Origin of the sequence: Luteitalea pratensis (assembly GCF_001618865.1) — a bacterium.
GTDB classification, from domain to species: domain Bacteria; phylum Acidobacteriota; class Vicinamibacteria; order Vicinamibacterales; family Vicinamibacteraceae; genus Luteitalea; species Luteitalea pratensis.
Map to the genome: position 1 here is coordinate 6930555 of NZ_CP015136.1, position 13238 is coordinate 6943792.

Annotated in this window: 9 protein-coding genes and 1 riboswitch; of the genes, 7 read left to right on the forward strand and 2 right to left on the reverse strand. The window is 68.6% G+C overall.

Going from position 1 to position 13238, the window contains the following annotated elements:
- Positions 1-5: 5 nt before the first annotated feature.
- Positions 6-99: riboswitch (TPP riboswitch) on the reverse strand.
- Between the two features lie 48 nt (positions 100-147).
- On the forward strand, positions 148-2490 hold the full coding sequence (locus LuPra_RS29145) for an ATP-dependent RNA helicase (protein WP_110174026.1): 2343 nt from the start codon (positions 148-150) through the stop codon (positions 2488-2490).
- Positions 2491-2615: 125 nt separating this feature from the next.
- Here LuPra_RS29145 and LuPra_RS29150 read toward each other — a convergent pair whose 3' ends face one another.
- The gene (locus LuPra_RS29150; protein ID WP_110174027.1) at positions 2616-3803 is read right to left on the reverse strand and encodes a class I SAM-dependent rRNA methyltransferase; all 1188 of its coding nucleotides are present in this window, start codon (positions 3801-3803) and stop codon (positions 2616-2618) included.
- Positions 3804-3854: 51 nt separating this feature from the next.
- Between LuPra_RS29150 and rpiB the strand changes: the two genes are divergently transcribed.
- From rpiB to LuPra_RS29170, 4 genes are all read left to right on the forward strand, one after another.
- A complete protein-coding gene (rpiB, locus tag LuPra_RS29155) occupies positions 3855-4304 on the forward strand; it encodes a ribose 5-phosphate isomerase B (RefSeq protein WP_110174028.1) in 450 nt (149 codons plus the stop codon).
- Between the two features lie 18 nt (positions 4305-4322).
- Positions 4323-5591 carry a serine hydroxymethyltransferase gene (locus LuPra_RS29160; RefSeq protein ID WP_110174029.1) on the forward strand — a complete coding sequence of 423 codons (1269 nt, stop codon included), beginning with the start codon at positions 4323-4325 and terminating at the stop codon, positions 5589-5591.
- Positions 5555-7555: a DNA repair helicase YoaA gene (locus LuPra_RS29165; RefSeq protein WP_110174030.1), complete on the forward strand. Its 2001-nt coding sequence runs from the start codon at positions 5555-5557 to the stop codon at positions 7553-7555. Before LuPra_RS29160 ends, LuPra_RS29165 begins: the two co-directional genes overlap by 37 nt.
- A 107-nt stretch (positions 7556-7662) precedes the next feature.
- Positions 7663-9207 (forward strand): ArnT family glycosyltransferase, encoded by a 1545-nt coding sequence (locus LuPra_RS29170; protein WP_110174031.1) that lies wholly within the window; start codon positions 7663-7665, stop codon positions 9205-9207.
- Between the two features lie 146 nt (positions 9208-9353).
- Here the strand turns inward: LuPra_RS29170 and LuPra_RS29175 are convergent, their stop codons facing one another.
- Positions 9354-11153 carry a DUF885 domain-containing protein gene (locus tag LuPra_RS29175; protein WP_234800606.1) on the reverse strand — a complete coding sequence of 600 codons (1800 nt, stop codon included), beginning with the start codon at positions 11151-11153 and terminating at the stop codon, positions 9354-9356.
- 330 nt (positions 11154-11483) lie between these two features.
- Here LuPra_RS29175 and LuPra_RS29180 point away from each other — a divergent pair, with 330 nt between their 5' ends.
- Together LuPra_RS29180 and LuPra_RS29185 are read left to right on the forward strand one after the other, a co-directional pair.
- A complete protein-coding gene (locus LuPra_RS29180) occupies positions 11484-12437 on the forward strand; it encodes a carboxypeptidase-like regulatory domain-containing protein (RefSeq protein WP_110174032.1) in 954 nt (317 codons plus the stop codon).
- Entirely contained in the window at positions 12434-13141 is a 708-nt protein-coding gene (locus LuPra_RS29185; RefSeq protein ID WP_110174033.1) for a YggS family pyridoxal phosphate-dependent enzyme, read from the forward strand. The genes LuPra_RS29180 and LuPra_RS29185 overlap by 4 nt, the downstream gene beginning before the upstream one ends.
- Positions 13142-13238 lie beyond the last annotated feature (97 nt).

The following is a 13238-nucleotide window of genomic DNA, read 5'->3' on the forward strand; positions in this document are numbered from 1 at the left end:
ACGCGCCACTTGGCGCTCCGCGCTCCCTTCGCCGGTATCAACCGGGCAGGTTCCAAGGGTGTGATCTCAATCCCTCGCGGGATACCCCTGGCGGACTCCTCGCATCATACCCGGCATCAGGCATCAGGCATTACGTTAGGCTGAACCGTGCCCGCCCTGCCTCCCCTGCCCATCGACGAGCACGTGGCGACGGTTCGCGAACAGCTGCGACGGCGTCGGGCGGCGGTGCTGGTGGCGGCGCCCGGCGCCGGCAAGACAACACGCGTGCCTCCCGCGCTGGCGGTTGACGGTACGGTGCTCGTGCTGCAGCCGCGTCGTGCCGCCGCTCGGGCGCTGGCCCGGCGCGTCGCCGAGGAACAAGGGTGGACCCTCGCACGCGAGGTCGGCTGGCACGTCCGGTTCGAAGCACGCTTCTCGCGCGAAACGCGCGTCCTGTTTGCGACCGAGGGCATCCTCACCGCCCGGCTCCAGCAGGATCCGCTGCTGAGCGGAATCACGACGGTCGTGCTGGATGAGTTCCACGAGCGCAGCGTGCATGCCGACCTCGGGCTCGCCCTCGTGCGGCAGGCATGGCTCGCGCGCGACGATCTGCGCGTGCTGGTGATGTCGGCGACGATCGACCCCGCGCCGGTCGCGCGGTTCCTCAATCAGTGCCCCGTCGTCAATGTGGCCGGCGACCCGCACCCGCTGTCGATCGCCTACGAGCCGGATGCGCCCCTCGCCTCGGTCGTCGAGCGCGTGCTGCGCGAGCGGCCCGGCAATATCCTCTGCTTCCTGCCCGGCAGCCGTGAGATCGATCGCGCGGCACGCGAGGTCGAACCGATCGCTTGCCGCCTCGGTGCGGAAGTACGTCCGCTGCATGGCACCCTTTCCGCCGAGGAGCAGGACGACGTCCTGACGCCGGGCACGACCCGACGCATCGTCCTCGCCACCAACCTCGCGGAGACGTCGGTCACCGTCCCCGGCGTGCGCACCGTCATCGACTCCGGCTGGCAGAAGGTCGCGCGTTACGACGCCGCGCGCGCGCTCGACACGCTCCAGACCGAACGCGTCTCCGCCGATGCCGCCGATCAACGGGCGGGCCGCGCCGCACGACTCGGCCCGGGTGTTGCGATTCGCCTGTGGGCGGACCGCGACAAGCTGCGCCCGTTCCGGGAACCGGACATCGCGCGCATCGACCTCGCGCCGGTGCTGCTCGCCATCCTGGCCTGGGGCGGCAACGAGACGACGTTCGAGTGGTTCGAAGCGCCCGCTCAGCAACGTCGTGCGGACGCGCGGCGGCTGCTCGCGCGATTGGGTGCCGTCGACGAAACCGGCCTCACCGCGGCGGGTCGGGTGCTGGCGCGGCTGCCGTTGCCGCCGAGGCTGTCACGCATGGTCGTGGAAGCTGACGGGCATCCGGACGCCTGCCTGATCGCCGCGTTGCTGACCGATGGCCGCGCGCCGACGGCCGACGGCCGAACGACGGCCTCCGACCTGCTGTCCCTCATTCCGGGCGCACGTGCGCTGCCACACTTGCGTCGCGCCGCCAAGGCCGTGCGTGGCGCCCTTGCCGAGAGCCAGGTCGCCCGGACGCCGGTACGCGGGCGCGATCGTCGGGCCGACGCGTCGATCGACGAAGACGTGTTGTGCCGCGCGCTGCTCTCGGGCTTCCCGGATCGCGTTGCGCAGCGGCGCACCGAGCATGGCGATGCGCTGCTACTCGCCGCAGGCACGGGTGCGCGACTGTCGCCAGCGAGCGGCGTGCGTAACGCGGCGTGGCTCGTCGCGCTGGATGTCCGCGGCATCGAAGGTCGCGACGCCGTTGTCCAACTCGCCAGTGGCGTCGAGCGCGACTGGTTGGCGCCGACCCACACGGAACGCAGGGTCTGGGTGGACGAGACCGGTCGGCTGCGGGCGGTCCGCGTGCGCCGTTACGACGCGTTGACACTGCAGGAACTCCACGATGCGCTGCGGCCCGAGGACCGGGCCGTGCTCGCACGTGCATGGCAGGACGCGCCACGCACTCCCGGGGACCAGCAGTTGCTGGCCCGGCTTGCTTTCGCAGGCGTCGAACTCGACGTCGCCGACGTGCTCGCGTCGACAGCCGCCGACCTGACCCGCCTCGACCAGATCGATCTCGAGGGCGCCCTGCCCTGGGACATCCGTCAGCGCCTGCTGACCGATGCACCAGCGCGGCTGGCGCTGCCCAGCGGACGCACTGCCGTGCTCGTCTACGACCACGGCCGCGTCGTCCGCGCCGCCGTCAAGCTGCAGGAACTGTTCGGCCTCGCCGAGACGCCACGGATCGGGCCTCGGCGTGACCCGGTCGTGTTCGAGTTGCTCGCGCCCAACGGCCGACCGGTACAGACCACCCAGGATCTGCGGAGCTTCTGGACGACCACCTACGCGGAGGTCCGCAGGGAACTGCGGGCCCGCTACCCGAGGCACCCATGGCCCGAGGACCCCTGGACCGCCACACCAACACATCGCCCGCGGCCAAGAACATGAGGGCGGCGTTCAAGGGACAAGGGACAACGAAGAAGTCAGCCTCTCCCTTGTGTCTTCTTGGGCGACGAGCTTGTCCCTTGTGTCTTGACGCCCTTGTCACGTCTTCCCTGTCCCTTGTCCCTTGATCACGCGGCTCTGCGAAGCACGAAGCATTTCAGATAGTACGTCTCCGGGACGCTGAGCAGCACCGGGTGATCCCGTGCCTGCATGCGCTTCTCGACGACGACGACCGGTACCTGCGCGTCGGTGGCGGCCGCGAGGATGATGCCGCCGAACATGCCCTCGTCCACGTGTGCCGAGCACGTGCACGTGATGAGGTGGCCGCCCGGATTCAGCAGCCGCAGCGCCCGCAGGTTGATGTCCTTGTAGCCACTCATCGCCTTGGGGATGGCGCCCTTGTGCTTGGCGAACGCGGGTGGGTCGAGCACGATCGTGTCGAACCGGGCGTCGGCGCGCTCGAACTCGCGCAAGGCGTCGAAGACGTTCGCCTCACGCGCCTCGACGTTGGCCAGTCCGTGACGCGCCGCGTTGGCGGTGATCGCGGCGACGGCATCGGCCGAAGCATCGAGTGCCAGCACGTGTTGGACGAGCGGGGCCATGCGCAAGGCAAAACCACCCTGGTAGCTGAAGGCGTCGAGGGCGCGGCCTCGCGCGTAGGAGGCCGCCGCTTTATGGTTCTCGCTCTGATCGAGGAACAGGCCGGTCTTCTGCCCGTGCCATGGATCGACCCGGTAGGTCAGCGGCCCCTCACGCACCTCGACGACGTCGGGCACTTCGCCGTACGCGAGCACCACTTCCTGGGGCAGCCCCTCCAGCGTGCGCACCTTCGGGTCGTTGCGCAGCAGGACGCCGCGCGGCTGCAAGAGTTCCACGAGCAACTCGACGATCAGGTCGCGGTTCGCCTCGGTGCCCTGCGACAGCGTCTGCACGACGAGCACGTCGGCATAACGGTCGACGATGAGCGACGGCAGCAGGTCGGCTTCACCGTGGACGAGCCGCACTGCCGTCGCGTCGAACTGCAACCGTTCACGCACCGCGATCGCCGACACGAGCCGCTCGCGCCAGAACGCTCGATCGACTATGGTCGCATCACGGGTGAGCATCCGCAGCGTGATCTGCGACTCGTTGGACGACAGCGCACGGCCGAGCAGGGCGCCTCGGCCGTCGCGCACCTCGACGACGTCGCCGCGATCGGCGTGGAATTCCGTGACGTCCGAGCGATAGATCCAGGGATGGCCGGCGCGCACGCGGTCCACCCCCTTGCGGGAGATGACGGCGGTCGGAAGGCGGGGCGGAGCGTCGGAGGCTGACATAGGGTGAACCGGCCGGAATCGGGCGGAATGCGTATAGTACAATTCGCCTCTATGCGCGTGGCGCTGGGCGCCGATCATGCGGGTGTCCATCTCAAGGATGCCGTCCGTTCCCTGCTGGAGGCCCGGGGCGTCGAGGTGCAGGATTTCGGTACCGTCGACGAGACCTCGGTGGACTATCCCGACTACGCAGCGCAGGTAGGACGCGCAGTGGCCGCGGGCGAGGTCGATCGCGGCATTCTGGCGTGCGGGACCGGCCTCGGGATGGCGATTGCGGCCAACAAGATCGACGGCGTGCGTGCCGCACCGGTGGTCGATCTCGAGAGCGCCCGCCTGTCACGCGAACACAACGACGCCAATATCCTCGCGCTCGGCGCGCGGGTGACGTCGTCGGACATGGCGCTGCAGATCGTGTCGACGTTCCTCGACACGCCCTTCGCCGGTGGGCGCCACCAGAGGCGCATCGACAAGATCACGGCGCTCGAGCACGAGCGCCGCACGTAGCCCGCAGGTTCTGACACGATGTATCACCTCACGCCCCAACACCTGCGCACGCTGGCCCAGGTCGACCCAGACATCGCCCAGGCGATCGCCGACGAAACCTCGCGGCAGAACCTCGGCCTCGAGCTGATCGCCTCCGAGAACTTCGCGAGTGTGGCCGTCATGGCCGCCGCGGGCTCGGTGATGACCAACAAGTACGCGGAGGGATATCCGGGCAAGCGCTACTACGGCGGCTGCGAGTTCGTGGACGTCGCCGAGTCGCTGGCCATCCAGCGGGCGCTCGAACTGTTCCAGGCCGAGCACGCCAACGTGCAGCCCCACTCGGGTGCGCAGGCCAACATGGCGGTGATGCTGTCGTTCCTGAACCCGGGCGACACCATCCTCGGCATGAACCTGGCCCACGGCGGGCACCTGACGCACGGCCACCCGCTGAACTTCTCGGGCAAGCTGTACAAGGTAGTGCCGTACGGCGTGCGCGAGGACGACGAGCGCCTCGATTACGACGAGCTCGAGCGCCTTGCGCACGAACACAAGCCGAAGCTGATCGTGGTCGGGGCCAGCGCCTACCCGCGCGTCATCGATTTCGAACGCATCGCGACCGTGGCCAGGTCGGTGGGCGCGCGCCTGCTCACCGACATGGCGCACATCGCCGGACTCGTGGCCGCCGGCGTGCATCCGAGCCCGGTGCCCCACAGCGATTACGTGACGACGACCACGCACAAGACGCTGCGCGGTCCGCGCGGCGGGTTGATTCTCTGCCGGCAGGCGTACGCGAAGGAGATCGATCGCGCCGTGTTTCCGGGCGTGCAGGGTGGCCCCCTGATGCACATCATCGCCGCCAAGGCGGTGTGCTTCCGCGAGGCACTCGAGCTGCCGTTCCGGGCCTACCAGGCGCAGGTGGCAAGCAACGCCAGGCGGCTTGCGCAGGCGCTGCGCGACGAGGGCTTCCGCCTGGTCAGCGGCGGCACCGACAACCACCTGATGCTCGTGGACGTGTTCTCGAAGGGCATCACCGGGAAGCAGGCCGAAGCGGCGCTCGGCCGGGCCGCCATCACCGTCAACAAGAACGCGATTCCGTTTGACAAGAATCCGCCGATGGTAGCCTCCGGCATCCGCATCGGCACACCGGCCGTCACCACGCGCGGGATGGGCGAGGCAGAGATGGATCGCATCGCCGACCTGATCTCGGCTGCGCTCACCGAGCCCGAGAACGAGACCGCGCTCGCCAGGATCAAGGGCGAAGTGGAAGACCTGTGCCGGGAGTTCCCGCTGTACCCACTCCCGGCCTGATCGACGGCGTTCGGCGCGTCCTCGGCACCGGGGGCGCGCTCGCCTCGGTCCTCGACGGCTTCGAGCCGCGTGCCAGCCAGCAACAGATGGCCGAGGCCGTCGCCCGCGTCGTCACCGACAGCGGCGTACTGCTGGCCGAGGCGGGCACGGGGACCGGCAAGACGCTCGCGTATCTCGTGCCGGCCATCCTGTCGGGCCGGAAGGTGCTCGTCTCGACGGGTACGCGCAACCTCCAGCAACAGCTGATCGACAAGGACGTGCCGCTCCTGCAGCGGGCACTCGGGCCGTTCCGTGCCGCGTGCATGAAGGGGCGCGCCAACTACCTGTGCCTGCATCGCTTCGAGCAGGCGCTGCACGACGACCGGCCGCGCGACGACGACACCCGCGTGGCGATGACGCTCATAGAGCATTGGGCGCCCCGCACGCAGACCGGCGATCGCGCCGAACTGGCCGACCTGCCGGAGGACCTCCCGTTCTGGCACGGCATTGCCGCGACCACCGAGAACTGCCTCGGGAACGAGTGTCCGCGCTACACCGACTGCTTCGTCACGCGCATGCGCCAGGAGGCTGCCGACGCCGACGTGGTGATCGTCAATCACCACCTGCTCTGCGCCGACGCCGCGGTCCGACGCCATTCGTTCGGCGAGGTCATTCCCGAATGCCAGGTCGGCATCGTCGACGAAGCGCACCAGCTCGAGGACGTGGCCACGCAGTACTTCGGCGTGACCGTCAGCAACTACCGCGTCGAACAGCTGTTCACCGACGCGGCGGCGATCCGCACGTCGCCATTGTTCGTGCCGCAACAGGATGCGCAGGCAGTGGCGCGGGCGATCGAGGGACTCGCGTCTTCCTCACGAGGGTTCTTCCTCGACCTGCAGACACGGCGTCCCGGTGTGCGCCAGTCCGCCGACCCTGGCGCGACACTGTTCGACGAGCGCCTGCGTGTCACCGGCGAGACGCTGGCCGAGGCCGCGGGCGAAAGCGGACTGCAGTTGATCGACGCGCTCACCGCCCTCGAGGAGGCGCTCGCGCTGCTGAAGGATGCGCCCGAGGACCTGAGGGCGATCGGCAGGCGCGCCGGCGAGATTCGCGACGACATGAAGTTCCTGTTGCGGGCACGCGAGGAGGAATACGTCTACTTCCTCGAGATCCGCGGCCGCCATGTCGCGCTGCGGGCGGCGCCGATCGACGTCTCGCACATCATTCGTGACGTGCTGATCGACCGCTTGCCGGCGCTGGTGCTCACGTCGGCGACGCTCTCGATCGGTGGCTCCTTCGGTTACGTACGCGCTCGCCTGGGCATCGGTGAGGCGCTCGAAGTGCGCGTCACGTCCGAGTTCGACTACCGCACGCAGGCGCTGGTCTACCTGCCGCGGAAGATGCCCGATCCACGGACGCGCGAGTACGCCGCCGCCTTCGCCGAGGAAGCGGCCCGGCTCCTGACCGCGAGCGAGGGCCGCGCGTTCCTCCTCTTCACCAGCTACGCGGCGTTGCGCGACGCGCATGCCCGCCTCTCGACGCGCCTGCCGTACCCGATGTTCGTGCAGGGAACGGTGCCGCGCGGCGTGCTCATCGAGCAGTTCCGGCGTACGCCCAACGCCGTGCTCTTCGGCACGTCCAGCTTCTGGCAGGGCGTCGACGTGATGGGCGACGCGCTGAGTTGCGTGATCATCGACCGGATCCCGTTCGCGTCGCCCGGCGATCCCGTCGTGGCGGCCCGGATCGAGGCACTGCAGCGGCGCGGCATCGACGCCTTCGCCGGTTTCCAGGTCCCGCTCGCGATCCTCACGCTCCTGCAGGGCGTCGGCCGCTTGATCCGGCATCGGCAGGATCGCGGCGTCATTGCGCTGCTCGATCCGCGTCTGCAGTCGATGGGGTATGGCCGGCGCTTCCTGAACGCGCTGCCGCCCGCGCCGGTCACGCGGCGTCCTGAAGACGTCGAGCGGTTCTTCGCGGAAGTGTAGGGGCGCCTCTCCGAGGCGCCCATGACCACGCCCATCATCCGTACGGCGACGATGGACGGTTCGGTGGTGGACGGCTCGAAGAGCCGTCCCTACCATATGTCCTGGACATGGACCCAGCCTCCCGCCGCATTCCGGTTCCCGCCTGGCTCGTCGCTGGCGGCCTGTTGCTCGCGCACCTGCTGACGCTCGGCCGCTACGGCATCTTCCGCGACGAGTTCTACTACCTCGCCAACGGTCGCCACCTGGCCTGGGGCTACGTCGACCATCCGCCAATGGTCGCCGTCATCGCGTGGACCGTCGCGCACACGATCGGCACCTCCGTCTACGCACTGCGCACGCCGAGCCTGTTCGCCCTCGCCGGAGTGCTCGCCATCATGGCCGCCCTCGTACGACGCATCGGCGGTGGCGGGCTGGCCGTCACCATCACGTGGCTGGCCTTCGCACTGAGCCCGTACTACCTGTACACGTTCCATTACCTGTCGATGAATGCGCCGGAGGTGCTGTGGTGGTCACTCGCCGCGCTGCTGCTGCTAAAGGCCACCGACGCGCACAGGGCGCCTGACCATGGCGCTCGTGCGGAGGCGTGGCCGTGGCTGGCCTTCGGTCTGGTCATGGGGATGGCCGTCCTCACGAAGGTGTCCGGATTCATCTGGGGTGCAGGCCTCGCGCTCGGCCTGCTGCTGTCGCCGGCGCGGCACCACCTGCGATCACCGTGGCCCTGGGTCGGGGTCGCCGTCACGGCGCTGGTGTTCGCCCCGCACGTGGCGTGGCAGGTGGCGCATGACTTCCCGACCGCCGAGTTCGTCCGCAACGCGCAGGCCAACAAGATCATCCCGCTGGCCCCGGCGGCATTCCTCGGCGAACAGGTCATGTTGCTGGGGCCGATCGGCGCCCTCGTGGCGGTCGTGGGCGCGATCGCCCTGGCGGCGCGGCGACCGTCTGGTGGACGTGTCTGGCTGGTGGCCGTCGTTGCGACGCTGACAGTCTTCCTGCTGCAGCGATCGAAGGCCTACTACGTGATGCCCGCGTATCCGGTGCTGCTGGTCGCCGGGGCCGTGACCCTCGAACGCTGGCTTGCGACGCGCGTGGCGCCAAGGCGCGCCGCGATCGCGCTGATGCTCGTCATCGGGATGCCGTTGGTGCCACTGACGCTGCCGGTGCTGCCGCCGGCAGCCTTGCAGGCGTACATGGCTCGCCTCGGTCTCGGGGTGTCCTCGGCGGAGCGCCACGAGACGGGCGCGTTGCCGCAGCACTTCGCGGACATGTTCGGTTGGGAGGCACTGGCCGATGCGGTGGCGGGCGTCGTGCGTACGCTCCCGCCGGAGGAACGGGCCACGGCCCGCATCTTCGTGCAGAACTACGGGGAGGCGGGCGCGCTCGAGTACTACGGCCCCTCGCGCGGGTTGCCACCGGTGATTGCCGGGCACAACGCTTACTGGCACTGGGGGCCCGGTCCGGATTCCGGCGGCGTGGTGATCATCGTGGGTGGGGACGCGGAGGATCACCGGCAGGCCTTCACCGAGGTCCGCGAGGCCGGTCGCACCGCATGCGACCTTTGCATGCCTTACGAGAACGACCTGCCGATTTTCGTGGCCCGCGGCCTCGTTCGACCGCTGCACGAGATTTGGCCGTCAGTGAAGCACTTCGAGTAGCGCGTTCGCGCGCCCGGGGGAACGGCAGGGCCGCGTTCGGAGAACGCGCCCTACCCACATAGGCCTTACCCTCGAGACTCTCCGCAAAGGTAGGGCCGGCTCACGAACGCCGACGGCCGAATGACGACGGCCGGCTGGCTGGCGCGTCAGCGTGCCGACTCGCGCTTGATGAACGCGTCGATCTGATGCTCGAGCACCGGCAGGGGCACCGACCCGTTGGCGAGCACCGCATCGTGGAAGCGGCGACGATCGAACTTCGGGCCGAGCGCCTTCTCGGCGCGAGCGCGCAGTTGGCGGATCTTGAGCTCGCCGATCTTGTAGGACAGCGCCTGCCCTGGCCAGCTGATGTAGCGATCGGTTTCCGTCGTGCACTCGTGCAGCGACAACGCCGTGTTCGACGACAGGTACTCGATCGATTGCTGGCGCGTCCAGCCCTTCACGTGCATACCGGTGTCGACGACGAGCCGCGCGGCACGCCACATGGCGTAGGTGAGGCGTCCGAAGTTGCTGTAGGGATCGGTGTAGAAGCCTGCTTCAAGGCCGAGCCACTCGGAGTACAGCCCCCAGCCCTCGCCGAACGCCGAGATGTACGAGTACCGCCGGAACTTGGCTACGTCACCTGCCTCATTGGCAAGCGCGATCTGCAGGTGATGTCCAGGCACGGCTTCGTGCAGCGTCAACGCCTCGAGGTTGTAGAGCGGCCGCGTGTCGAGTGCGAAAGTGTTGAGCCAGTAGTACCCCGGCTCGGTGCCGTCTTGAGGGTTGCCGTTGTACCTGCCGGCCGTGTACTTGGGTGCCAGGTACGCGGGCACCGGCGCCACTCCATAGGGCTGTCTCGGCAGGCGGCCGAACAGCGACGGCAGCTTCGCGTCCATGCGCTTGGCGATCCACGAGCCTTCCTTCAGCAGTTGCTCCCCCGTCTTCGGGTAGAAGCGCGGGTCGGTGCGCAGCATCGTCAGGAACGCGGCGAAGTCGCCGGTGAAACCGGTGCTCCGCATCACGCCCTCCATCTCGGCGCGGATTCGGGCGACCTCGGCGAGGCCGGTGGCGTGCACCTGTTCGGGGGTCAGCGGCAGCGTGGTGAACCGCTTGACGAGCTGCTGGTAGAAGGCCGCGCCGTCGGGAAGGGCGCTCGCGGCGATCGTGGTCCGAGCGCCGGGGATGTATTCAGTGGTGAGAAACGCGCGGAACTTCGCGTACGCGGGCGTCACGGCATCGGCGATGGCGGTGCGGGCAGACGACTCGAGCCTCGTGCGCTCCTCGGCGGGGAACGTCACGGGAACCGATCGGAACGGCGCATAGAGCGGGCTGGCCGTCGGGTCGGTGGGCATCAACGGGCCAACGGCGGTGTCGGCGCCGGCCAGGGCCACTTGTGGCACGGTGATCCCGGCTTTCAACCCTTCCCGCATCCTGGCGATGTGCTCGTCCATGTAGCGAGGGAACGCGCGCAGCCGGGCCAGGTAGTTGTCGTAGTCCCTGGTCGTCTCCAGCCGCAACGTCTGCGGCATCAGCGCGAAGCTGGAGTGGAAGCCGGAATCGGCGTTGATCGGCAGGAGGTATTCGCGGAACTTGAACGCCGCGAGGCGGTCCTCGAGCTCGGCGCGAAACATGTCGAGCGTGATCAGTTCCGGGCCAGGCAACTGTGCCCGGGCGATGTTGCCGGCGTCGTCGAGGAATCGCTGCGTGTCGGCGGCACGACGCGTTTGGTCGGCGATGGATTCCTTCGACAGTTGGTCGTCGTAGCGATGGTCGCCGACGGTCGTCGCAAACTGCGGGTTCTCGCGGAGGCGCCATTCCCACTCGGTATCGAGGAGCGCGGCCAGGCCACGTTGTGCCGCCGAGCGCGCGGCCTTGCCGGCCTCACCCGAACCCGGCGCCTGGACCTCCCGGCATCCGAGACCTGCTCCCGCAATCACGACCACCAGCACTGCCGCTCGCACGCGCATCCGTTCGCCTCTCCCGATGGGCTGCTGCCGGCCGGCCCGAAGCCTATCCGATATATCGGGACAGGCGCTCCGCGACCCGCGGCACCGCGGCCTTGTTCGGCAGGGCCCGTTCTCCGAACGCGGCCGAACGAGGGCCGGGCTCGGAGAGCCGGCCCTACCCACCCACGTTCACAGGCCACCGTGCTGCGGAAACTGTCTGAAATCGAAAGGCCTGGCGCAGTTTCCACTTGGCCGCGAAGGCGGCCCCGTGTCGCCCAAGCCCGCTGGTGATCTTGCGGGCGAAGGCGGATACACTCTTCGGTCGGACGCTCGGACGTCCCGGAGGAACCAATGTCTGCACTCAAGTTCGGCGCACGCCTTCTGGCGGCTGCCACTCTCGCATTCTCGTTCGTCGCCGCCGGGGTCCCGGCTGATGCCCAAACCACCGGCCAGATTAAGGGCAAAGTGATCGATGGCAAGGGCCAGCCCGTGGACAAGGCGACCGTCACCATCGAGTTCAAGGGCGGCACGAACCTGAAGCGCGAGGTGAAGACCAACAAGCGCGGAGAGTTCATCCAGGTCGGCCTGCAGCCCGGCCCGTACTACGTCACTGTGCAGCACGAAGCGGGACAGGCGGCCGATCAGGTGCAGGTGGGCCTCGGCGCCGCGCCGGAAATGAGCCTGACCCTGAAGCCGGCAACAACGGGCATGTCCCCCGAAGAGACAGCCTTCCGCAAGACGTTCGACGAAGGCGTCCAGGCCATGGGCGCCAAGAATCAAGACGCCGCGATCGCCAAGTTCAACGAGGCGATCGGCATGCGGGCCGACTGCTACGCCTGCTACATGAACGTCGGCTCCATGCACTACGAGAAGAAGGAACTCGACAAGGCCGAAGCCGCGTTCAAGAAGGCCCAGGAGTTGAAGCCTGACGATGCGCGACCGGTGCAGATGCTGGCCGATCTGTACAACGGCATGGGACGCCGCGAGGAAGCCGCGGCGATGGCAACCAAGGCCGCCTCGATGGGCGCGGCCAGCGGCGGCGGTTCCCCTCAGGACGCCTACAACCAGGGCGTGATCCTGTGGAACGCCGGCAAGATCGCCGAGGCCAAGGCGCAGTTCGAGGCCGCCGTGAAGGCCGATCCGAACTACGCGGACGCCAACTACTGGGTCGGCATGGCCAACCTCAATGGCGGCAACATGGCGGAGGCCCAGAAGTATTTCGAGAACTACCTGAAGCTCGCGCCGACGGGCCCCATGGCCGCCCAGGCCAAGGGCATCCTCGATTCGATCAAGCCGAAGGAGTGAGCACCGACGCGCTGGACACCGTCGTGGCCGGGCGGCTCGCCGCCGTCCGGACACGGATCGCCAGCGCCGCGACCCGCAGCGGACGGCTCCCCGAGGCCGTCCGTCTCATCGCCGTCAGCAAGACCTTCGGCGCCGACGCTGTCCGTGCCGCCCACGCAGCCGGCCAGGTCGATTTCGGCGAAAACCGCGTCCAGGAAGCGTTGGGCAAGCGGGCCGACACCGCCGACCTGCCACTCCGATGGCACCTGATCGGCCCCCTCCAGTCCAACAAGGCCAACAAGATTCCGGGCGCGTTTGCCAGCGTTCAGTCGGTACACAGCGTCGATCTCGTCGAACGGTTGTCCCGCGCGTCCGTGGCCGCCGGAGTGGACCTGCCGATCCTCATCCAGGTCGACCTGGCCCACGAGGCGACCAAGTCCGGACTCGCCGAGGCCGAGTTGCGGTCCCTGCTGGCCGGGGCCCGCGAGTTGCCGGGCGTCAGGGTCGAGGGCCTCATGCTCCTGCCTCCGTACGCCGAAGACCTCGAGCAGGTACGTCCGTGGTTCCGGCGGCTTCGCGACTTGCGCGAGACGCTGCTCGCCGAGGGCACACCGGCCGACCAGCTGCGGGAACTCTCGATGGGGATGTCGCACGACTTCGAGGTCGCCATCGAGGAGGGCGCCACCATCGTTCGCGTCGGATCAGCCCTCTTCGGAAACCGTTAGGTCGGGACGCCTCTCCGAGGCGTCCACGACCTGCGGCTCCTCTCCGAGGCGTCCATGTCCACCTCCATCGAGGCGATGGACCGCTCGGCGAGCGGTC

What these genes read in the sequence shown, in the direction of transcription:
- rpiB (WP_110174028.1), top strand. Translation starts at nt 3,855, where the DNA reads ATGCGCGTGGCGCTGGGCGCCGATCATGCGGGTGTCCATCTCAAGGAT.
- LuPra_RS29175 (WP_234800606.1), bottom strand. Translation starts at nt 11,153, where the DNA reads ATGCGCGTGCGAGCGGCAGTGCTGGTGGTCGTGATTGCGGGAGCAGGT.
- LuPra_RS29180 (WP_110174032.1), top strand. Translation starts at nt 11,484, where the DNA reads ATGTCTGCACTCAAGTTCGGCGCACGCCTTCTGGCGGCTGCCACTCTC.
- LuPra_RS29170 (WP_110174031.1), top strand. Translation starts at nt 7,663, where the DNA reads ATGGACCCAGCCTCCCGCCGCATTCCGGTTCCCGCCTGGCTCGTCGCT.
- LuPra_RS29160 (WP_110174029.1), top strand. Translation starts at nt 4,323, where the DNA reads ATGTATCACCTCACGCCCCAACACCTGCGCACGCTGGCCCAGGTCGAC.
- LuPra_RS29150 (WP_110174027.1), bottom strand. Translation starts at nt 3,803, where the DNA reads ATGTCAGCCTCCGACGCTCCGCCCCGCCTTCCGACCGCCGTCATCTCC.